Raw genomic sequence first — 22,758 nt, 5'->3', positions numbered from 1 at the left:
ATAAAATTGTCCAGTGAGACAAATTAGGAGAAAAAATGATAACAAAACATCGCTTGGCAGTTAATTTACCAGGATTAAATATGAAAAATCCTGTGATGAATTCATCAGGAGCAGTATATTTTGGACTTGAAGACAAAGGGTTTGGTATTGAAAAGACAGGTGCACTAGTCACAAAAACAGTTACAATGACACCACGTGTTGGTAATCCACAACCTTGGATCATTGAAACACCAAGTGGTATTTTGAATTCTGTTGGGCTAGCTAATCCAGGTATCGAAAAAGTAATAACAGATATGTTGCCGGCTATTCACACAAAATATGGTGATGATATGCCAGTGATGGTTTCAATTGCTGGCGAAACAGTACAAGAATATGTTGCATTAGCACGGTTATTAACGCATTCAGGTTTGGTCACTGCGATTGAAGTCAATTTATCGTGCCCTAATGTTGATCGCGGTGGTATGGCTTTTGGTGTTGATGCGCAAACAGCGTCTGAAGTCATTGCAGCGTTGCGACAAATTACTCATTTACCACTTTATGCTAAACTGTCTCCAAATGTGACAGACATTAAACCAATTGTAAAAGCCCTTGAAGTTGCAGGTGCAGATGGTATTGTATTGATTAATACAGTTATGGGAATGAGCCTTGACTTGAAAAAACGTCAAGCGCGTTTGGCACGTGGTATAGGTGGTATGTCTGGAAAGGCAATTCATCCTATTGCGGTACGTTTTGTTTATGAAGCAGCTCAGACAGTCAGTATTCCGATAATTGGTGTTGGGGGTGTCACTACTGTGGCAGACGCGTTAGAACTTATGATGGCGGGTGCCAGTGCTGTACAAGTTGGCGGGGCTTTAACGCAGCATCCTGATGCCATGGTAAACATTATTGACGCGATGCCAGCAGCATTAGACAAATATGAATTTGCTGATGTTCAGGCTGTGACTGACACATTCAAAAAATAATGACTGTCAGGTTTAGAAAGGACTCCCATGCAACGACCAATATTTATAGCATTAGATTTTCCAAATGCAGTAACAGCACGCGCTTTTCTCGACAATTTTCGTGATATCACAAATAAGCCAGCAATAAAAATAGGCATGGAATTATTTTTTGCTGAAGGACCAGAATTTGTCCGTGAATTAAGAAGGCAAGGATTTACTATTTTCTTGGATCTGAAATTATATGATATTCCAACAACGGTTGGTCATGCGGTTGCCAGTATTGCAAAGCTAAACGTCCAATATTTGACAGTTCACGCAGCTGGTGGTGAAAAAATGTTACGACAAGCAGTCGCGAATAAAGGCCAAAACATGCAATTATTGGCGGTCACGCAGTTAACCTCTTTTTCAGAATCTGATATGCAGGCAACACAACAGACGACAGCAAGCATGACGGATAGCGTCATTCATTTAGCGCAATTAGCCTATCAATCAGGAGTTGATGGTACAATTAGTGCCCCACTGGAAGCAAATCTCATCCAACAAAAAACAAGTGATTCATTTCTACGTGTGACACCGGGAATTCGATTGACAGGTGATTCAGCTGATGATCAAGCGCGGATTACAACACCTGCAAAAGCACGGGACTTTGGTGCTACTGGCTTAGTTGTCGGCCGATCAATTACCAAAGCCAAAAATCCTGTGGCAGCATATCAACAGGTGATATCAGAATGGAGTAATTAAATGTTAAATTATGCAGAGCAAGTGGCAAATGATTTATTAGCCATTGGTGCAGTGAAATTTTCACCAGAGTCACCGTTTACGTGGGCATCGGGTATTAAAAGTCCTATTTATACGGATAATCGCATGACTATTGGCTATCCAAAAGTGCGTCAAAATATTTATAAAGGTTTAGTCGCATTAATTCAAGAATCATATGGTGATGTTGAAATTATTGGTGGTGTTGCAACGGCTGGTATACCACATGCTGCATGGGTTTCAGAGAAAATGAATAAGCCGATGATCTATGTACGCTCTAAACCAAAAGATCATGGCGCTGGTCGTCAAACAGAAGGTGTAGCGGTTGCTGGTAAAAAAGTTGTGTTAATTGATGACTTGATCTCAACGGGTGGCTCAGTATTAGGTGCTGTTGAAGCGATACGTAAAGAGGGTGCAGACGTTGTAGGCGTTGTATCAATTTTTTCGTATGAATTACCTGAAGGATTGATTAATTTTACCAATGCAAAATTGACTTTTAAATCATTGACAACTTATTCTCAATTGATAGCTGCAGCTATCAAACGTGGTGATTTGAACACGTCACAAGTAGCAACACTGCAAAATTGGCAACAAAATCCTGCCAAGTGGCAGATATAAGTTAACAGCAAAAAAGCGTTTGGAAATTTCCAAACGCTTTTTTGCTGTTAATAAATTGCATCACGGTAGAGGCCGATGACTTTACCCAAAATAGAAACGCTTTTAAGAATGATTGGCGCCATAGCATCATTTTCAGGCTGCAAACGGAAATGATCTGCTTCTCGGAAAAAGCGTTTAACGGTTGCTTCGTTGTCATCATTCATAGCCACTACGACGTCGCCGTTATCAGCATTATCTTGTTTACGAACGATGACTTTATCGCCATCTAAGATACCGATATTGACCATAGAATTTCCGCGAACATTTAGCATAAACATGTCACCATCAAATTGCATCAAATTGTCAGGAATCGGGAAAAATTCAGTGGCTTCTTCTTCAACGGCCAAGATAGGCGTACCGGCAGTAACAAGTCCTAACACGGGGATACGACCAGGAGTAATGGACACACCCAAAGCTTCTAAACCAGAATCAGTGACTTCGATGGCACGTGCACGAGGTTTTGAGGCATCTTTTAAAAGGTACCCTTTTTTAACTAACCGTTCAATATGACCATGAATTGTTGAAGAAGAGGATAATCCGACAGCTTCACCAACTTCACGCACTGTAGGTGGATAGCCATTTGTTATTTGTGCGTCATGGATAAACCTTAGCACCTGAAGCTGTTTGCTTTCTTGAATTTGACTTGTCATTTTGGATCTCATTCCTTAATACTACTCGATTTAATATGTATTAATTATAACGAAAAGCAAACGATAAATCAAACATTTGTTCGTTTTTTATATTTTAATAAGTTATCTACTAAAAATATTTATTAATTCTTTAAACTTGCGCCTAGATTCAGAAAAAGTCTGTGGATAATACGGTTGCAAGTCGTGAGTTAGTATTTTGATAAATTGTGACGTCATTACCTTGTGCTTTATGCTATAATTAATCTTAGAAATTTATTAAGGGGAAGACTATGACTTTAAATATCGGACTCGTTATCTTGATTGCAGTTTTGGCTTTAATTATCGGATTAGCGGCTGGATTCTTCTTAGCACGTAACTCAATGAAGAGTTACTTAGCAAAGAACCCACCAATTTCAGAAGAAATGATGAAGTCAATGATGATGTCAATGGGTCAAAAACCATCACAAAAGAAATTAAATCAAATGATGGCTCAAATGAAGCAACAAAGCGAACAAGCGCAAAAAAAATAAGCCATTAGGCTTATTTTTTTTCACGTTTAGGATCGATATAAATCCAGTTAGGATCTACTTCTTGATCTAATTGATCAAAAGCGTCTTGAATCATCTGCGTATATTTGGCAATATTTTCCTTATTTAGTCGGTCTTTACGCGAAATCACAATCGGTTCGCCGAAATTGATGATTGTATTGTTACGCTTAAACAACTGGCTAAATGAGACTGGTCCTTGATACACAGCAGGAACAATTGCTTTCCCAGACATCTTTGCGATTAACAAAGAGCCAGCTTTTAAGTCGTCACTGTGTCTGGAACCAGAAGGAAACATGATGAGCGATCGGTTACCGTGTTTTAACTCTTGAACTGGTATTTTGATAACACTTGGACCGACATTTTCGCGATCAACAGGAAAAGCACCAGCAGACTTAACAAGCCATGCAAGTGGCGGAAATTTAAAAAGCTCAATTTTAGCCATAAAAATAAAATGTTTTGGGTAGGCAGCAATTGCATACCAAACGGGATCCCACCACGTACGATGTGGGCCGACCAAAACATAGTTATCTTCAACGGGTATGCGATCCCGATTCATATACTTGACGCGGCCATTAACTGTCCACATCAGACTGACAGCTATGCCACGTAGAAAATCATAAAATTTCATTATTAGTCACCTCATAAACTACCCTAACTATTTTACACGATAAAGCGAGAAAAAAACAATGATTGAACCAATTCTTAAGGAAGGTGAGCGTATCGATGGCTTGCCTTCACAAAATATTCAGATTATTCAAAATCCAGACATGTTCTCCTATTCATTAGATGCGATTTTGTTAGCTAATTTTGCTGATGTCAAGGGCAAGGGGCGAGGATTGACTGTAGATCTTGGTGCTGGCACAGGGGCTGTTGGTTTATTTTATGCACCTAAAGTGACTGGGACTATTAAGTTAGTAGAAATTCAGCCAGCGTTAGCTGAAATGGCTGAACGAAGTATTGCCATGAATGGTTTACAAAATCGAATCAGTGTCTTGCAAGCCGATATGAAAGCTATTTTTGATGATATTCAACCCGGTTCAGTAGAGACAGTACTAGCCAACCCACCTTATTTTCCATTGCGTGATACAACAAAAACAAATCAAGATGAACACTACGAATTAGCACGTCACGAATTAACCATAGACTTACCTGGTTTAGCACAGGTTGCAAACAAATTACTTAAAAATAATGGTAAATTTTATATGGTTCATCGGCCAGAAAGATTAGCTGATATTTTTTCAGCTTTTGCAGCACGAAAATTAATGATTAAGCGCGTACAATTTGTTTATGGTAAAGCAGATCGAGAAGCAAATATGGTACTTATTGAGGCGATAAAAGCCGGCCGTTTGGGCGGTGTTCGTATTATGCCGCCAATTGTGGCATATAAACAAACAAATGAGTATACTAAGCAGGTACAAAATATTTTATACGGTCAGCCATGGACATGATGAAATCTTATTACTTTTATGTCTTGTATACGGCTGATGGTTATTTTTATGGTGGTTTTACCGATGATGTACAGCGTCGTTTTAAGACGCATCAGTTGCGTAAAGGTGCGAAATTCACACGTGTCAAATCAAGACATCCTCTGCAATTAATTTACGAGGCTCATTTTAATACCAAAAGTGAGGCTTTAAAGGCAGAGGCAGCTTTCAAAAAATTGACACGAGGCAATAAAGAAAAATTTTTAATGGCACATCATGTCAATGCTGAAATTTGGGCTTAATGACTTGCAATGTGAATTAATATCTCGTATAATAATAGCTGTTGCAATTAGTAACAAATACACACGACAAACGAGTTCACATAGGTGCAGAAATGTCAGTGTGAATGTCGAATTTGTCGGCGGAAAAACCTAGGAGAACAAAACATGGCAGTTATTTCAATGAAAGAACTCCTCGAAGCAGGAGTACACTTCGGTCACCAAACACGTCGTTGGGACCCAAAGATGGATGAGTATATCTTTACAGAACGTAATGGTATCCATATCATCGATTTGCAAAAGACAGTTAAACTTGTTGACGAAGCTTATAACTTTGTTCGTAATGCCTCAACTGACGATGCAAATTTCTTGTTTGTTGGTACAAAGAAACAAGCTTCAGATGCTATTGCTGAAGAAGCAACACGTGCTGGTCAATACTTCATCAACCATCGTTGGTTGGGTGGTACATTGACTAACTGGAATACAATTAAGACACGTATCCAACGTTTGAAGGATTTGGAAGTAATGGCCGAAGATGGCACTTTCGAACAATTACCTAAAAAAGAAGTTGTTTTGTTAAACAAGCAACGTGAAAAGTTAGATAAGTTCTTGGGTGGTATCAAGGATATGCCTGGTTTACCAGATGTATTGTTTGTTGTTGATCCTAAGAAAGAAGAAATCGCTGTTAAGGAAGCAAATATGTTGAACATTCCCGTTGTGGCTATGATTGATACAAATGCTAACCCTGAAGTTATTGACGTTAAGATTCCTGCCAATGATGATGCGATTCGTGCAGTTCGTTTGATTACTGCTAAGATGGCTGATGCTATTATTGAAGGTCGTCAAGGGCAAGATTCAGCGCCTGAAGATGCTTTCGTAGCTGGTGATGAAAACACAGAATCAATTGAAGAAATTGCCAATATCGTTGAAGAAGGCAATAATTAATATTTGAATGACAAATGCCGTTCCTGCGGACCTATTTGGGATGCGGACTGGCATTTTTATTTGTCCGAAACGTATAAAAAACATGTTATAATAAAAACATAAATATTTTTAGAGGAGCAATATAATGGCAATTTCTGCTGCACAAGTAAAAGAATTACGTGATAAGACATCTGTTGGTATGATGGATGCAAAGAAGGCTTTGGTTGAAGCCGATGGTGATATGGAAAAAGCAATTGACTTGCTTCGTGAAAAAGGCATGGCCAAGGCTGCTAAAAAGGGCGACCGTGTTGCTGCTGAAGGTATGACTTATGTTGCCGTTGACGGAAACAAAGCAGCTATTATCGAATTGAATTCTGAAACTGATTTCGTTGCTGGCAATGCTGAATTTAATGATTTGCTAAAAGCTGTTGCCAACACAATTGTTGCATTTGCGCCTGAAAACGTTGAAGCAGCATTAGCTTTGGAAGTAGCATCTGGCCAAACTTTGAATGATAAAATTATTGGAACAACACAAATTACTGGTGAAAAAATTACTTTGCGCCGATTTGCTGTTATTGAAAAGTCAGACTCTGAAAACTTTGGTGCCTATTCGCATTTAGCTGGTTCAATTTCTTCACTAGTCGTTGTTGAAGGTGCCTCAGAAGCAGCAGCTAAAGATATTGCAATGCATGTTGCAGCGATTGCACCACAATATGTATCAGACGACGAAGTACCAGCTGAAGTTGTCGCTCGAGAAAAAGCTGTTCAACTTGCATCTGAAGATTTGGCTGGAAAGCCTGACAATATCAAAGAAAAGATGGTAGAAGGACGTATTAAAAAGTTCTTGGCTGAAATTTCATTGTTAGATCAAGCTTTTGTTAAAAATAGTGACCAAACTGTTGCGCAATTTATTGCGTCACAAAATGGTTCTGTAAAATCATTTGTACGTTTCCAAGTTGGTGACGGCATTGAAAAGAAAGTGACTGATTTGGCCGAAGAAGTTGCTAAGCAACTAGGTTAATAAATGTTAAAAGTGCGTTATATAATCATGACGCACTTTTTTTGTGGCATATTTTTGGTATAATTTAAATAGTATAGAAAATGAGGTAAATCATGACTGGTATGAAATATAATCGTGTTTTGATGAAACTTTCTGGTGAAGCATTGGCTGGAAAAAAAGGTCAAGGGATTGATCTTGAGACAGTTTCTGAAATTGCACTAGATTTAAAAGAAGTGCATGACTTAGGAACACAAATCGCAATTGTTGTTGGTGGTGGCAATTTATGGCGTGGTGAACCAGCATCAAAAGTTGGTATGGAACGCTCACGTGCGGATTATACTGGTATGCTTGGCACAACAATGAATGCGTTGGTATTACAAGATGCTTTGGAACGTGCTGGTGTTGATACACGTGTTCAAACCGCTATCACAATGCAACAAATTGCTGAGCCTTATATTCGTGGTCGTGCCATTAGGCATCTTGAAAAGGGGCGTATTGTTATTTTTGCGGCCGGTACAGGCTCGCCTTACTTTTCAACAGATACAACAGCGGCATTAAGAGCAAATGAAATTAATGCTGATGCTATTTTAATGGGTAAAAATGGTGTTGATGGGATCTACGATTCAGATCCTAATAAAAATGCGAATGCTGTCAAATTCACTGAACTGACTCATTTAGATATTTTGCAAAAGGGATTGAAAGTGATGGATTCAACCGCTAGTTCACTATCAATGGATAATAACATGCCACTTGTCGTATTTAACTTAAACACACCAGGTAATCTGAAACGTGTGGTATTAGGTGAAAATATTGGTACAACAGTTACTGGAGGAAAATAATGGCTTTTAATTTAACAGATGCTAAGACACGTATGCAAGGTGCACAAGATGCTTTAAAGCGTGAATTAGGGAGTATTCGCACGGGACGTGCTAACCCGCATATTTTAGACCGTCTTGAAGTTGAATATTATGGTTCAATGACACCATTAAAGCAGGTTGCTTCTATCTCTGTACCTGAGGCGCGCCTATTATTGATTACGCCGTTTGATAAGTCAGTTTTAGAAGAAATTGTGCGTGCGATTAACATGTCTGACTTAGGGCTGAATCCAGCTTCTGATGGGAATATTGTGCGTTTGGCAATCCCGCAAATGACTGAAGAAGGGCGTAAAGATTTGGCTAAGCAAGTGAAGGCTGAAGCTGAAAAAGCTAAAGTCTCTATTCGTAACGTGCGACGTGATGCCATGGATACAGTTAAAAAAGACAAAGAATTGCCTGAAGACGATGTACGAAATGCAGAGGATGATGTGCAAAAGTTGACTGATGAAAATATCAAAGCAATTGATGCTATTGCAAACGAGAAAGAAAAAGAATTGTTGACAATTTAAGTGTAAAACATGTTATTATACTAAATTACTATAAAAACTTGACGATGAGTCGAGTTTTTTATTTGAGGGATAATTGCCATGCAAAGGTATTTGAGATATTGGCGAGAAACATTTGATTTTCGTGGCGGGGCCTATCGCTTAGACTATTGGTTGGTTCAGGTTATTAACAACTTGATTTTTGCGTTGCTACTTTTTGTTGTTGGGTCGATTTTTAACGACTGGTCGCTTTTAAGCCAGCTGTCTTCAATATTTAGTCTATTCATATTTTTACCAAATGTGTCTATGCTCGTTCGGCGACTGCGAGACACTGGTTTGCCACAGCAAACGATAACATTGATATTTTTCAGTCCATTTTTATTGAGTATAATTAGTGGTATTATGACAGCAATTGGTTTGCTCATTATTGTGCCTTTTTTGTTATTGAGTTACTTAATTGGTGTGTGTTACTTGTTATCTCGACGTTCAGCATACTGGACACCTTATTTGAATACTAAACAAAAAATAAATTATACGATTATTTTTGTGGTGATGATTGCTTTGATAATCAGCATACAGCTTTTTACGATCAACAAACAAATTAATAGTCTTAATAATATCTGGCAAAAAGTGTTAAAACAACAAGAACCGCCAACTTTACGTGAATCAAAATCAGATGAAAAATCTGCTAGTAGTCAAGTAGATATTGAATCGATTTTATCTAATGACACATCTAATAATGATCAATCAAATCATTCAGATGATAATCAAAAGCCAATTCCAGACATTTCAGTCAAGACATTACCAGATGATCAAGCAACTGCTAATTATCGTACATTGCCTAACATGCAGTTAGGCGATAATGATTTTGGCACGTTTACAGTTCAAGGTCAATGGGAACAAGATGGTACAAGTGAACAATGGTGGCTTAGTACACAAAATCAACGTGTGATGATTTTAACTAGTACAATGGGACAAGGATTTGGCGTAGATATGTCTAGTTTTCCTTTTGAAAAAATTATTGGTCAAAGTTATTTTCAGTTAAAACAAGAAAATAACGTACAGGTATGGCGCATTGACGGCACTTATAAAGAGCCGTTAACTGGGCAAATGCAGTCTATGAGTTATTTAGAATGGCATATGACAGATGGTCATATTCGAGTGATGTATTTAATTTCCCGGTCAAAACCGTTATTAAATACAATAATCAATTCGGTGTCCACGACGTACGGTGGGGCATTTTAAATAAAATGAAACACTTGACGTTTTAATTGTAGCAGTGCATAATAAATATATTCAGTTTACTAGCTAGGATGTCATGTGGCGATGACGGAGTGGGTAAGCAACTCAAGTGTCGGGAAGTTTTTCCGGAAATCAGGTGGAACCGCGTGTAAGCGTCCTGATGTCAATTATTTTGACATTGGAACGGGTTATGGGCGGTTTTTTAGTGTCGGAAAGGTGGAATAAGCGATTTTAAGACATAATAAAGATATGTAAATACATATCTTTATTAAAAAGATATGTAAATGTATATCTTATGTGTGATATAATCTAAATATGAAAACAAAACAGACAATCTATTTTGAATTAGATGTGGTGAACTCACGACGAGTTAAAGACAATAATCAATTGATACAACAAGTCAAGCATGTCGCGGCGTATTTAAACGAACTGACTAAAGAAACACAGGTCATGCCATTTCAAATACACAATGGCGATGCAATTTCTGGCGCGGTGCAGTCAGTTAATACGCGAAATGACATTATTAAAATTTATCAATCGTTAACGACAGACTTAATCATGCATGCGATGACCTTGCAATTTTATATGGCGGTTGGGGTTGGTAATATTGATACGGATTTGAACCAGACGAATGACGAAGCATTGGTTAATGGTTCAGCAGTGGTTTTGGCTCGAAATACAGCGATGCCAGCGCTGAAATTAACTGTGGCCAGGCAAATTGATAAAAAATTAGGCATTCAAACTGATTTTAAAAAAGCACCTATTTTGCTGAAAATAGCTGCTGATCATGGCAACATGGTAGTGGTTGAACAAGTGCTCTTACTAGTTTATGAGTTCGAGCTCAATACAGTAAAAAAACGCTTAATTTATTCAGCATTAAAAAACTCAGAAAATTGGCGCGATGATTTACCAAAATTGATTGCTATCAAAAATAGTGGTTTTCAAGAAACAGATACACTCAAACAAATTGAAAATCGTGCACGTATGCTAGTGACTAAGGCAGATGTGCAAGCTGTCAATAAGCAATTAGCCGTGTTCGAGGAGAATTAAATGCAGCAAGAAGTGATAGATATCATATTTAAAATTATGGGTTGGTTGGCGCTCAGCTATCTTTACGGCACACTAATCAGTGTGATTTTGAGTAAAATTGGTCAAAAAAAATGGCAACCTGTTGTCGGTAAACGGACTGATCCGTTTATACACGGGCAACTTATTGGTAATATTGAACGTACTTTTGCGATGCTATTGATTATTTTGGGTAACGTTGGTGCAATGAGTATGATTGTTGCTATCAAGGGTTTTGCTCGCTGGGGTGAACTGTCTAAATTAGATAGTGATGTGCAAAGTGTTGCCATTGATAAATTTATTATCGGTAATTTACTGAGCTTGGGTTTTCCAATTTTGATTACTGCGATTTTTCAGTTTATTAGCAAGTTTTAATGACAGCAAGTTTTAAAAGTAATACAACGTAGTATAGTTGGAAAATATATTTTAAAGGAAAGAAAAAATGACAAATACAAAATTATCATTGCAAGACATTATTTTAACCTTGCAACAATACTGGGCTAAACAAGGGGCAAACTTAATGCAAGCCTACGACAACGAAGTGGGTGCTGGCACACAGTCACCATACACGTTTTTACGTGCAAACGGGCCTGAACCATGGCATGCAGCCTACGTTCAACCATCACGCCGTCCCGCTGACGGTCGATACGGCGATAATCCAAATCGTTTATTTCAACATCATCAATTTCAAGTCGTTATGAAACCATCCCCATCAAATATCCAAGAATTGTATTTAGGGTCACTTGAAGCTTTGGGGATCAAGCCATTAGAACATGATATACGTTTCGTCGAAGATAATTGGGAAAATCCGTCAATGGGGGCAGCAGGTATTGGCTGGGAAGTTTGGCTGGATGGTATGGAGGTCACACAATTCACTTATTTTCAACAAGTAGGTGGCATTGAAGTTGATTCTGTGACTGCTGAAGTAACTTATGGTCTGGAACGCTTGGCGTCATATATTCAAGATGTGCCAACAGTGTATGATCTTGAGTGGGGAAATGGCGTACTGTATGGTGATATTTTCAAAGAACCAGAATATGAACACTCTAAATATGCTTTTGAAGAATCTGATCAAAAAATGTTGTTGAAACATTTTGATGAATTTGAAGCCGAAGCAACGCGGTTGCTAGCATTAGGTTTAGTGCATCCAGCATATGATTATATTTTAAAATCATCACACACATTCAATTTATTAGACGCACGTGGAACAGTTTCAGTGACAGAACGTGCAGGTTATTTGCATCGTATTCGTACTATGGCACGTCGTGTGTCAAAGGTATTTATTGAGGCACGTGGTAAGCTTGGCTTCCCATTATTAAAAGATGGTGATTTACGTGAAAAATATTTAGGTGAAAACGGTAAATATGCGTTGAAGGGGGAAAATTAGACATGTCAACATTTTTACTAGAAATTGGTTTGGAAGAGATTCCGGCACATTTGGTAACGAGTTCAGAAGCACAATTAATGACACGCACAAAAAGTTTTTTGGCAGAGCATCATTTATCAGTAAGTAATATTCAACCCTATTCAACGCCACGTCGCTTAGCTGTGCTGTTGGTTGATGTAGCGGCTGAATCAGAGCCATTATCAGAAGAAAAACGCGGACCAGCTATTGAACGTGCTAAAGATGATCATGGTGATTGGTCAAAAGCTGCTCAAGGGTTTGCGCGAGGACAAGGTGCAACACCAGAGGATTTTGAAATACATGATGGCTATGTTTGGTTAACTAAGCATACAGCGGGTATACCGGCTGCCAATATTTTAACTAGTATTGGTGAAGAAGTTGTTGCACAAATGAAGTTTACAACTTATATGAAATGGGCTAACAACGCCTTTTTGTATGTGCGTCCAATTCGCTGGGTTGTTGCTTTACTTGATGCAGCAGTTATTGACTTTAACATTTTAGAAGTTCAGACAGGCCGTGTGACACGAGGGCATCGTTTCTTGTCAAATGAAGCGGTCACAATTGCTCACGCAGAGTCATATGTTGAAACCTTAAAGGCAGCCCATGTTATTGTAAATGCCACAACGCGTAAAAACAAAATACAGTCACAACTTGAAGCTATAGTGAGTCAAAATAATTGGGTGTTAGACTTAAATTCAGATGCCACACAGGATCTGTTGGAGGAAGTTAATAATATTGTTGAATGGCCTACGGCGTTTGCTGGTAGCTTTGATAATAAATATCTAGACTTGCCAGATGAAGTCTTAATGACATCGATGCGTGAGCATCAACGTTTTTTCTATGTCAAAGATCAATCAAACAATTTGCTGCCACATTTCTTATCAGTTCGTAATGGTAATTCTGAACATCTTAATAATGTCATTGCTGGAAACGAGAAAGTATTAGTTGCCCGATTAGAAGATGCTGAATTTTTCTATCATGAAGATCAACAAAAAACCATTGCCGAAAGCATGTCAAAAGTTAAAAAACTGGTTTTCCACGAAAAAATTGGGACAGTTTATGAGCATATGCAGCGTGTTGGCTTATTAGCTGAAACTTTAGCTAATCAGTTACACTTTGATGATGCGCAAAAAGCTGATTTAGCTCGTGTATCTGACATATACAAGTTTGATTTGATGACGGGTATGGTTGGTGAATTTGACGAGTTACAAGGGATCATGGGCGAGCATTATGCGAAACTATTTGGTGAAAATAGAGCAGTTGCCAGCGCAATACGAGAACATTATATGCCAACATCTGCTAATGGAGATGTTGCAGAAACGGCAGTTGGGGCAGTGTTGGCAATAGCTGATAAATTAGATGCCATTGTGACTTTCTTCTCGGCTAATCTGATTCCTTCGGGATCAAATGATCCTTACGGTTTGCGACGTGCAGCTACCGGAGTGGTACGAACACTTCAAAGCAAACAGTGGCATGTTGCATTGCGACCATTGTTGATTGAATTTATCAAAGCAACTGGTACGGTCACTGAGAATGCTGATTTAACTGCGATTATGACATTTATTTTAGATCGTGTGCGTAAGTTGGCTTTGGATGATGACCTACGTCAAGATATTGTGGCTGCAGGCACTGCGATGATGACTGATGTCGATGTAATTTATATTGCTGATCGTACGCAAGTATTGGCAAAACATGCTGATGATAATGATTTCCGTGACATTATTGAAGCATTGACTCGTGTTTCACGTTTGGCAATGAAACAGGTAACAGAAGGTCGTGTTGCTGAGAGTTTGTTTGAAAATAAAACAGAACAAGCATTATTTAGTGCAACAAAAAAAATTGATTTAAAAGCACTAGAACTGCAGGGTGGTGAAGCGGTATATAACGCCTTAGCCGAACTACAAGCACCGATTGCAGCTTATTTTGATGCAACAATGGTTAATGCTGATGATGAATTAATCAAAAACAATCGTTATGCCCAATTACATATGATTAACAATCTCATTTCTGGGTTGGGTGATTTAGAAAAAATTGTACTTAAATAAACTCAGAACATATGGCTTAAAATACGAATGTTGCATATTATTTTTGTCGGTTCTTTAAAGGTGTGGTTCATATACCTTATTAGTGTGATTTAATTAAGCAAACGCAAGTGATTTGACGTGATACGGTATCAGAAATGATTCGGGTCACGTTTTTTGTGTCTTTTCATGATAAAATAAAGGAGACATAAAAATTGAAAGTATACGCACAATATGCGTGATAAAAAAATGACAGAAATAAATTTAGAACAACTCAAAGAACGCCAAAAACACATTCGTAATTTTTCAATTGTGGCACATATTGATCATGGCAAATCAACAATTGCAGATCGTATTTTGGATCAAACACATACAGTAGCGCAACGCGATATGCAAAATCAATTGCTCGATACGATGGATTTAGAGCGTGAACGTGGTATCACGATTAAATTAAATGCGGTCGAAGTGCACTATGATGCAAACGATGGGGAAACCTACATTTTTCATTTAATTGATACACCAGGACACGTTGATTTTTCTTATGAGGTGTCGCGATCACTTGCTGCTGCTGAAGGGGCTATATTAGTTGTTGATGCAGCACAGGGGGTGGAAGCACAAACACTTGCGAATGTATACCTAGCATTAGACAATAACCTAGAAATTTTGCCGGTCATTAATAAAATTGATTTGCCTGCTGCTGATGCAGAAAAAGTGCGTGCAGAAATTGAAGATCTTATTGGCATAGATGCATCAGAGGCTGTATTAGCATCGGCTAAAAAAGGTATCGGCATTCCTGAACTACTAGAAAAAATTGTGACGGACCTACCTGCACCGACAGGTGATTTGACGGCACCTTTACGTGCGTTAATTTTTGATTCAGCTTATGATGCTTATCGCGGTGTCGTGGTTAATATGCGGGTACGTGAAGGCATCGTTAAGCCAGGTGATAAAATCAAAATGATGAACACCGGGGCGGAATATGAAGTCAACGAAGTTGGTGTGATGTCACCGAGTGCTCAAAAACGTGATTATTTAATGGCTGGGGATGTTGGTTACTTAACAGCAGCCATTAAAGATATTCACACAACACATTCTGGAGATACAATCACATCTGTTGTTAATCCGGCTACTGAGCCGTTATCAGGGTATAAACCTATGACACCCATGGTTTATTCAGGGTTATATCCGTCCGATAATGCTAAGTATAAAGATTTACGTGATGCGTTAGAAAAGCTACAACTTAATGATGCGGCACTGACGTTTGATCCTGAAACATCACAGGCATTAGGATTTGGCTATCGTGTTGGTTTCCTTGGCTTATTGCATATGGATGTTGTGCAAGAGCGCTTAGAACGTGAGTTTGACTTAGACTTAGTGACCACTGCACCTTCTGTTACTTACCATGTGATGACTAATGACGATGAATTACTCGAAATTGAAAACCCATCTGAAATGCCCGACGTTTCAATGATTAAATATATCGAAGAACCTTATGTCGATGCTCAAATTATGGTGCCAAATGAGTATGTTGGTGCGGTGATGGAACTTGCCCAGCGTAAGCGCGGTGATTTTGACACGATGGAGTATTTAGACGAGACACGTGTTAACGTTAAGTACAAGATTCCTTTGTCAGAAATTATTTTTGATTTCTTTGATAAATTAAAATCAAGTACACGTGGTTACGCATCTTTAGATTATGAAATTTTTGGTTATCGACAATCAGATTTAGTTAAAATTGATATTTTGTTAAATTCTGAAAAAGTCGATGCTCTGAGTTTTATTGTTCATCGTGATTTTGCAGCAGAGCGTGGTCGTGTGATTACGTCAAAACTAAAAGAAATTATTCCACGTCAAAATTTCGAGATTCCCGTACAAGCAGCAATCGGCGCAAAAATTTTGGCCCGTACAAATATAAAAGCATATCGTAAAGATGTGACATCTAAAATTCACACAGGTGATCCAGATCGTCGTGCAAAATTGTTAGATAAACAAAAGCGCGGTAAAGCGCGTATGAAGTCAGTTGGTACAGTTGAAGTACCACAAGAAGCCTTCATGGCGGTATTGAAAACAGATGACGATACACAGTACGCACGAGGAAATTAATGCTACTGCGCAATGATCGCAATAGCGTCAAACGCATTATGCTAAAAAACAGGCAATAAGTATCTGTTTTTTGAGGCATATTAAAGGAGACAAGTATGTCACTATTTGACAAAATAAAAAAATATTGGCCGTTTGGCAAGCTAAAAATGCGCGCAATTGGTTTTGAACGTGCTTTAACGATTGACAAGCAAAATGTTTTTATCGCAAAAAATGTTTTACAGCCTAGCCCTGCTGATCATGAACTATTAGTGAAGGTCTATGCTAGTGCTATTAATCCTGTCGAAATCAAAATGCGTCGTGGTTATCAAAATGATGGGCAATTTCGTATTCTTGGATTTGATGCAACGGGTGAAGTAGTTGCAGTGGGAACGCATGTTTCAAAGTTTGCAATTGGTGATTTAGTATATTACGCCGGTGTTCAAATAAAGCAAGGGGCTCATGCACAATATCAAGTTGTCAATGAATCACTTGTGGGACATGCGCCAGTTAATCTCAGTGTATCCGAAACCGCTGCTATGCCTTTAACAGCAATTACTGCAGTAGAAATTTTACAGTCTTTTGGTTTTGATGTGACTGAAAATGTGGCGATTGGTAAAAGTATTCTTATTTTAAATGGTGCTGGTGGTGTTGGTTCAACTTTAATTCAACTGGCAAAATATTTAGGATTGACAGTGATTACAACGGCCTCACGTCCGGAATCGGTGACATGGGTTAAGTCACTTGGTGCAGATTATATTTTAGATTATCATCAAAATTTACATGAACAGTTAATGCAAATCAAACATGATAAAGTGGACTATATTGCTATGTTACAAGATACCAATAGCTATTGGCCATTAGTATTAGAATCAATTAAGCCATTTGGGCGCATTGCGTCGATTGTTGAAACAAGTGGGCCAATTGATATTGGCCCACTAAAAAATATTGGCGCGCAGTTCAACTGGGTATTTATGTTTGCTAAGGGTAATTATGGCGTTGATATGTCAAGTCAGGGTGAAGCGTTAAACAAAATTGCTGAATTGTTAGACAGGCAAGTGATTAAGTCCACACTAACTAAAACATACAATGGCCTTAACGTTGAAAATATGCAACAGGCCACTCAGGATGTTGAGAATGGTCACATGATTGGTAAAGTGGTCATCATACATGATGAGGAAGCACTATGAATTGGCAAGCAGTAAGTATCAGCACGAATAGGGATGCAGTCGAAGTCATATGTGACCTATTCATGTCAGTTGGTGCTGAAGGGGTTCAAATTGATGAGACAAACGGTATCGCAATCATCGCTTATTATGAAGATGATGACCAATTACCTGAAGTCGTTTCAAACATCAAATCACGACTTAAATTATTATCAAAATTTGCAGTAGATCCTTCACCTGCGACTGTATCTTTGCATGGTGTATCACAAGCAGATTGGGAAAATAATTGGAAACAATACTATCATACCCAGCGCATCACACGTCATTTGACAGTTGTCCCAGCATGGGAGACATTTATACCGCAACAAGCAACAGAAATGCCGATTTTTATGGATCCACAATTGGCATTTGGAACAGGCACGCATGAAACAACACAGCTTATGATGCAGGCATTGGAAACCGTTGTGCGTGGTGGTGAATCAATGATTGACGTTGGGACAGGGTCTGGTGTTTTAGCAGTCGCTGCTAAACAGTTAGGCGTTCATTCTGTTTTGGCGACAGATATTGATGATATGTCAGTGCAAGTAGCAAAAGAAAATTTGATACTGAATCCGATTGCGGATGATATTAAGGTTATCGCAAGCGATTTATTGTTAGATGTTGAGACGCAACCAGTTGATTTGATTGTGGCAAACATCTTGGCAGATGTTATTGAAAGGCTAATTCCGCAGACGCTTTCACGTTTAAAACCAGATGGTTATTTTTTAGTATCAGGTATTTATGATGCTATTGCGCCACATATTGAAGAACAATTACATATTAATGGCTATGAAATTGTTCAAAAATCACAAATGGGTGAGTGGCACAGCTATATTACACAGCTTAAGGAAAAATAATCATGCAACGATACTTTTTAAAACACGTAATTGACAGTGATCATATGGTGTTAACCAAAGATCAAGATGTTTTCAAACATTTTGGCAAAGTATTACGTGCACGCATTGGCTCACAAGCGGAATTTGTTAGTGTGGATCAAAAAGTTGTCATTGGCGAAGTCATAGCCATTGATGACATGACAATAACGCTAGCAATTGTGGCACACTTAAAAAGTGATGTCGAACTGCCGATTAATGTTACGATTATTGTATCACCACTTAAAAATGATCGTTCTGATTGGCTGGTTCAAAAAGCAACCGAATTAGGGGCTAATGGCATTATTTTTGCTGAGATGTCGCGTACAGTGGCTGATTGGAAAAAGCAACAAGATAAAAAAGCAGTCAGATTACAAAAGATTGCACAAGCAGCAGCAGAGCAAGCGCATCGTTTATTGGTACCACAAATTCAATTTATGACGTGGCAAAATGTGCTTGATTTATCTAAAAATGTTGGGCTTGTAGCTTGGGAAGAATCTGCTCGTACCGGGGAAGTGTCAACATTGATTAAATTAATTAACGTGATGCCTAGTGGTACAGATGTGAATCTGATTTTTGGCCCAGAGGGTGGGTTGACTAGGTTAGAAGTCGCAGAACTAACGCGGTACGGTTATCATCCAGCCGGACTAGGTCCACGTATTTTACGTGCGGAAACGGCGCCTTTATATGCGCTGTCAGCAATTAGTGTCTTGCGAGAATTAAATGATTAGTTTATAATAAATAATTAATAGAAGCTGATATACATATTAAATTTTTTAAGTAAAAGTTGCATTAAAGGGTGGTCGCATATGAAAAAAATATTTAAAAAATATTACGGTTACCAGTGGCTTGCTGCGGTGATAATAGGTGCTATATTACCTTTAATGGCGCAAAAAATCGGTATACGCGAAATTCATCAAGTTATTTGGTTGTACCTTGTCATCAATGGTATTTATACATTGTATTTTGGGTATGCTGTTCGAAAACATGGGTACTCACCATTATTGATTATGCTTGTACCTGCTATTTTTTCTGGGGTATCAATTATGTGGTTGAAGATTGTTGCAACACAATATGGTTTCTATTTTAGTTTGCTCTATATTGTACTCAGTCTATTTACATTTTTTGGTGATACACGTGATGATCCTGATGAAAATTTGATTCCAGTTGAGAATGGTTTTCAGGGGCTTGCCTCTGGTACTGAAAATAATTTTTCGTTACCAGTTGATGGTGGGTTCAAGTCATAATTGCGCCGTGTACTTTTATTAAATAGCGTGTCATTATTGTGAAAAAGCGCGAAATTTCGCGCTTTTTCTGGTATAGTTATATAAGGTATTTTACCGATATGTAAGCATAGCTTAATAACGTATTGCTATGTGTACGAACATGTTTAATTGGAGGAAAAAAATTGATCACAGTATCAGAAATGAGTTTCAGCTTTGCTGGACCTAAATTATATCAGGATGTTTCTTTAAAGTTAATACCTGGCAATACATATGGTATTATTGGCGCCAATGGTGCCGGAAAGTCAACATTTTTAAAACTACTACAAGGTGAACTGCTACCAAATGAGGGAACAATTACAATTGGTGACAGAGAACGCATGTCATCTTTGCAACAAGATCATTTTGCTTTTGATGCTTTTACAGTATTGGACACTGTTGTTCAAGGGCATAAAAGATTGTATGAAGTCAAAACTGAAATGGATGCAATCTACGCCAAGCCAGACTTTAATGATGCAGACGGTGTACGTGTTGCTGATTTGGGTGCAGAATTTGAAGAACTTGATGGCTGGAATGCTGAAGTTGAAGCTGGGCAATTGTTAAGCAAATTGGGTATTTCAGATACAATGCACGACACTTTAATGGGAGAATTGACAGAAAACGACAAAGTCAAAGTTTTGTTAGCGCAAGCATTGTTTGGTAATCCTGATATTTTGGTGTTAGACGAACCGACAAACGGTTTAGATGTGCAAACAATTAACTGGTTAGAAGACTTCTTAGCAGATTTTCCTAACTTGGTTATTGTCGTATCGCATGATCGTCATTTTTTGAATGCTGTATCAACCAATATTTTAGATGTTGATTTTGGTAAAATTACACCGTTTGTTGGTAATTATGACTTTTGGCGTGAATCTTCAGAATTAGCGCAACGATTAGCCTCGCAACAGAACTCAAAAAAAGAAGATCAAATTAAACAGCTACAAGAATTCGTTGCACGTTTTTCAGCTAATGCATCGAAGTCTAAACAAGCTACTGCGCGTAAAAAGCAGTTAGACAAAATTACATTGGATGATATTAAGCCCTCATCACGTAAGTATCCATTTATTAATTTCCCACTTAATCGTGAAATGGGTAATGATATGATTCGTGTTGAAAATATCTCCAAAACAATTGACGGCGAAAAAGTATTGGATAACATCTCATTTATAGGCCGTCCTGGCGATAAAATCGCTATTTTATCACGTTCTGATTTGGCCACGACAACATTAATGCAAATTATTGCTGGCACAATGATGCCGGATAGTGGGACTGTCAATTTTGGTGTGACAACAACGCAGTCATATATTGCTAAAGATCTGAATGATAACTTTGAGAATCAAGATGTCACAATTTTGGATTGGTTACGTGATTTTGCGGAAGAAGAACAAAAGGATAATACGAGTCTGCGTGGCATGTTGGGACAGTTGTTGTTCCGCGGTGATGATTCTTTGAAAGCAATTAAAGTGCTATCTGGTGGTGAAAAAGTACGTATAACGCTAGCTAAAATGATGCTACTGAAGGCAAATGTTTTATTAATGGATGATCCGACTAACCATCTTGATTTGGAGTCGATTCAATCTTTAAATGACGCTGTTGTTAATTTCAAGGGCGGTATTATTATGACTTCGCATGACCATGAGTTTTTGGCAACAACGGCCAATCATGTTATCGAGGTTTCTGCTAAAGGTGCTGTTGATCGTGTAGATACATCTTATGATGAATTTATTTCAACTGAAAGTATACAAGAAAAAGTTGAAGCACTTTACTAATAGTCTAGTTACAAAATATCATGCAAAAAAGGCGTCTAGTGGCGCTTTTTTGCATGGTATAATAATTTTAGAGGAATTCTAAATCATGACAATAGGGATTGATAAAATAGCATTTTACACACCTAACTATGTGTTAGACCTTATCACATTAGCAAAAGTACGTGGCGATGAACCAGATAAATACACCATAGGCATCGGACAAGATCGACAAGCAATTGTGCCAAATTTTGAGGATGTTGTGACGATGGGAGCCAATGCAGCTATAAAAATCATTACGGCCGATGATCGCGCAAAAATTGATGTTGTCATTTTTGCGACAGAGTCAGGAATTGATAATTCAAAATCAAGTGCCATATATGTGCAAAGATTACTTGGGTTGTCAGAATTTGTGCGTACGATTGAACTCAAGCAAGCTTGTTACGCGGGGACTTATGGCTTGATGCAAGCGCGTGATTATGTCGCAACCCATCCAGGTAAACGCGTATTAGTTATTGCATCAGATATTGCGCGCTATGGCCTATCGACAGCAGGCGAAGTCACACAAGGCGCTGGTGCAATTGCCATGATTATATCCGAAACACCCAAAATTGTGAGTATTAATACTGATTCTGTTTATATGAGCCGTGATGTTGCCGATTTTTGGCGGCCAATTGATCGGCAAGAGGCACTAGTTGACGGACATTTATCAACTGATATTTATAAAGAGATGTTTATGACGTTGTGGCAACGATACCAATCACAAACAAAGCATCAGTTAAATGACTTTGCAGGGTTTGCCTTTCATTTACCTTATACAAAAATGGGTAAAAAAGCACTCGATCAAATTATGCATGAAGCCACCCAACAGCATCAAGAACGATTAACATGTAATTTGCAGGCCAGTCAAAAATTTAGTCGAGAAGTCGGCAATCTTTACACAGGTTCTGTTTATTTAAGCTTGTTGTCGCTGTTAAGCAATGCGACTGATTTGAAATCTGGCGAAAAGTTAGCTGTTTTCAGTTATGGTTCTGGTGCAGAGGCCGAACTTTACTCTGTGACACTTCAGAAAAATTTTAAAAACTATGTGCCAGCAGAAATGACGCAACAATTATTGTCCAAACGTCAGGTTATGTCTGTGGATCAGTATGAAGCAATGTTTAAAGCGCAGCTTTACGATTCGCACATTGATGTTAAATCAGATGCCATTGTTGGCACCAAACTATTCCAATTTTTGGGTTGGCAAAATGGCGAACGGGTTTACAAGTGACGAGATAGCATTTTAAGGATTATGGCATTTAATAAGTAAATACTGTATAATAATTTAAATAACTTTTAAAGAGGA

At 38.3% G+C, this 22,758-nt stretch carries 24 protein-coding genes; 22 read left to right on the top strand and 2 right to left on the bottom strand.

Annotated elements, in window-relative coordinates; all coding sequences use genetic code 11:
• Positions 1-35: 35 nt before the first annotated feature.
• From AB3K24_RS05590 to pyrE, 3 genes are read left to right on the top strand one after another with little or no spacing between them, the layout of a single operon-like run.
• Complete coding sequence (locus AB3K24_RS05590) at positions 36-962, top strand: dihydroorotate dehydrogenase (RefSeq protein WP_367974209.1); 927 nt, start codon at positions 36-38, stop codon at positions 960-962.
• A gap of 27 nt (positions 963-989) precedes the next feature.
• Positions 990-1,682: an orotidine-5'-phosphate decarboxylase gene (gene pyrF / locus AB3K24_RS05585; protein WP_367974208.1), complete on the top strand. Its 693-nt coding sequence runs from the start codon at positions 990-992 to the stop codon at positions 1,680-1,682.
• Complete coding sequence (pyrE, locus tag AB3K24_RS05580; protein WP_367974207.1) at positions 1,683-2,315, top strand: orotate phosphoribosyltransferase; 633 nt, start codon at positions 1,683-1,685, stop codon at positions 2,313-2,315. It abuts the gene before it with no gap.
• Between the two features lie 47 nt (positions 2,316-2,362).
• On the opposite strand, the gene lexA is transcribed toward pyrE, so the two are convergent.
• Positions 2,363-3,004 carry a transcriptional repressor LexA gene (gene lexA / locus AB3K24_RS05575; protein ID WP_367974206.1) on the bottom strand — a complete coding sequence of 214 codons (642 nt, stop codon included), beginning with the start codon at positions 3,002-3,004 and terminating at the stop codon, positions 2,363-2,365.
• A 269-nt stretch (positions 3,005-3,273) separates the two neighbouring features.
• Between lexA and AB3K24_RS05570 the strand changes: the two genes are divergently transcribed.
• Positions 3,274-3,513, top strand: coding sequence for a YneF family protein (locus tag AB3K24_RS05570; RefSeq protein WP_367974205.1), 240 nt, complete (start codon positions 3,274-3,276; stop codon positions 3,511-3,513).
• Between the two features lie 10 nt (positions 3,514-3,523).
• On the opposite strand, the gene AB3K24_RS05565 is transcribed toward AB3K24_RS05570, so the two are convergent.
• On the bottom strand, positions 3,524-4,159 hold the full coding sequence (locus AB3K24_RS05565; protein ID WP_367974204.1) for a lysophospholipid acyltransferase family protein: 636 nt from the start codon (positions 4,157-4,159) through the stop codon (positions 3,524-3,526).
• 58 nt (positions 4,160-4,217) lie between these two features.
• On the opposite strand from AB3K24_RS05565, the gene AB3K24_RS05560 reads away from it, so the two are divergent.
• From AB3K24_RS05560 to AB3K24_RS05475, 18 genes are all read left to right on the top strand, one after another.
• Positions 4,218-4,979, top strand: coding sequence for a tRNA1(Val) (adenine(37)-N6)-methyltransferase (locus AB3K24_RS05560; protein ID WP_367974203.1), 762 nt, complete (start codon positions 4,218-4,220; stop codon positions 4,977-4,979).
• Complete coding sequence (locus AB3K24_RS05555) at positions 4,979-5,257, top strand: GIY-YIG nuclease family protein (RefSeq protein ID WP_367975581.1); 279 nt, start codon at positions 4,979-4,981, stop codon at positions 5,255-5,257. The genes AB3K24_RS05560 and AB3K24_RS05555 overlap by 1 nt, the downstream gene beginning before the upstream one ends.
• 144 nt (positions 5,258-5,401) lie before the next feature.
• Positions 5,402-6,178 carry a 30S ribosomal protein S2 gene (gene rpsB, locus AB3K24_RS05550; RefSeq protein WP_367974202.1) on the top strand — a complete coding sequence of 259 codons (777 nt, stop codon included), beginning with the start codon at positions 5,402-5,404 and terminating at the stop codon, positions 6,176-6,178.
• Between the two features lie 124 nt (positions 6,179-6,302).
• Positions 6,303-7,178 carry a translation elongation factor Ts gene (tsf, locus tag AB3K24_RS05545; RefSeq protein WP_367974201.1) on the top strand — a complete coding sequence of 292 codons (876 nt, stop codon included), beginning with the start codon at positions 6,303-6,305 and terminating at the stop codon, positions 7,176-7,178.
• A gap of 92 nt (positions 7,179-7,270) precedes the next feature.
• Positions 7,271-7,996, top strand: coding sequence for a UMP kinase (gene pyrH, locus AB3K24_RS05540; RefSeq protein WP_367974200.1), 726 nt, complete (start codon positions 7,271-7,273; stop codon positions 7,994-7,996).
• Entirely contained in the window at positions 7,996-8,541 is a 546-nt protein-coding gene (frr, locus tag AB3K24_RS05535) for a ribosome recycling factor (RefSeq protein ID WP_367974199.1), read from the top strand. The genes pyrH and frr overlap by 1 nt, the downstream gene beginning before the upstream one ends.
• 78 nt (positions 8,542-8,619) lie before the next feature.
• Positions 8,620-9,762: a DUF805 domain-containing protein gene (locus AB3K24_RS05530; RefSeq protein ID WP_367974198.1), complete on the top strand. Its 1,143-nt coding sequence runs from the start codon at positions 8,620-8,622 to the stop codon at positions 9,760-9,762.
• Positions 9,763-10,074: 312 nt separating this feature from the next.
• Complete coding sequence (locus AB3K24_RS05525) at positions 10,075-10,809, top strand: hypothetical protein (RefSeq protein ID WP_367974197.1); 735 nt, start codon at positions 10,075-10,077, stop codon at positions 10,807-10,809.
• Complete coding sequence (locus AB3K24_RS05520; protein ID WP_367974196.1) at positions 10,810-11,199, top strand: hypothetical protein; 390 nt, start codon at positions 10,810-10,812, stop codon at positions 11,197-11,199. It begins immediately after the preceding gene.
• A 67-nt stretch (positions 11,200-11,266) separates the two neighbouring features.
• Entirely contained in the window at positions 11,267-12,211 is a 945-nt protein-coding gene (glyQ, locus tag AB3K24_RS05515) for a glycine--tRNA ligase subunit alpha (protein WP_367974195.1), read from the top strand.
• A gap of 2 nt (positions 12,212-12,213) precedes the next feature.
• Positions 12,214-14,274: a glycine--tRNA ligase subunit beta gene (gene glyS / locus AB3K24_RS05510; RefSeq protein ID WP_367974194.1), complete on the top strand. Its 2,061-nt coding sequence runs from the start codon at positions 12,214-12,216 to the stop codon at positions 14,272-14,274.
• Positions 14,275-14,499: 225 nt separating this feature from the next.
• Entirely contained in the window at positions 14,500-16,353 is a 1,854-nt protein-coding gene (gene lepA / locus AB3K24_RS05505) for a translation elongation factor 4 (RefSeq protein ID WP_367974193.1), read from the top strand.
• Positions 16,354-16,448: 95 nt separating this feature from the next.
• Complete coding sequence (locus AB3K24_RS05500) at positions 16,449-17,519, top strand: zinc-binding alcohol dehydrogenase family protein (protein ID WP_367974192.1); 1,071 nt, start codon at positions 16,449-16,451, stop codon at positions 17,517-17,519.
• On the top strand, positions 17,516-18,391 hold the full coding sequence (gene prmA, locus AB3K24_RS05495; protein ID WP_367974191.1) for a 50S ribosomal protein L11 methyltransferase: 876 nt from the start codon (positions 17,516-17,518) through the stop codon (positions 18,389-18,391). The genes AB3K24_RS05500 and prmA overlap by 4 nt, the downstream gene beginning before the upstream one ends.
• 2 nt (positions 18,392-18,393) lie before the next feature.
• Positions 18,394-19,137, top strand: a complete 744-nt coding sequence (locus AB3K24_RS05490) for an RsmE family RNA methyltransferase (RefSeq protein WP_367974190.1) — start codon at positions 18,394-18,396, stop codon at positions 19,135-19,137.
• A 78-nt stretch (positions 19,138-19,215) separates the two neighbouring features.
• The gene (locus AB3K24_RS05485; protein WP_367974189.1) at positions 19,216-19,653 is read left to right on the top strand and encodes a hypothetical protein; all 438 of its coding nucleotides are present in this window, start codon (positions 19,216-19,218) and stop codon (positions 19,651-19,653) included.
• Between the two features lie 161 nt (positions 19,654-19,814).
• The gene (locus AB3K24_RS05480; RefSeq protein ID WP_367974188.1) at positions 19,815-21,437 is read left to right on the top strand and encodes an ABC-F family ATP-binding cassette domain-containing protein; all 1,623 of its coding nucleotides are present in this window, start codon (positions 19,815-19,817) and stop codon (positions 21,435-21,437) included.
• 85 nt (positions 21,438-21,522) lie between these two features.
• Positions 21,523-22,683 carry a hydroxymethylglutaryl-CoA synthase gene (locus AB3K24_RS05475; RefSeq protein ID WP_367974187.1) on the top strand — a complete coding sequence of 387 codons (1,161 nt, stop codon included), beginning with the start codon at positions 21,523-21,525 and terminating at the stop codon, positions 22,681-22,683.
• Positions 22,684-22,758 lie beyond the last annotated feature (75 nt).

This window comes from Leuconostoc aquikimchii (assembly GCF_040838325.1).
GTDB classification, from domain to species: Bacteria; Bacillota; Bacilli; order Lactobacillales; family Lactobacillaceae; genus Leuconostoc; species Leuconostoc aquikimchii.
Note: the sequence above shows the minus strand (reverse complement) of the source record. Positions and strands in the feature narration are given on the sequence as shown.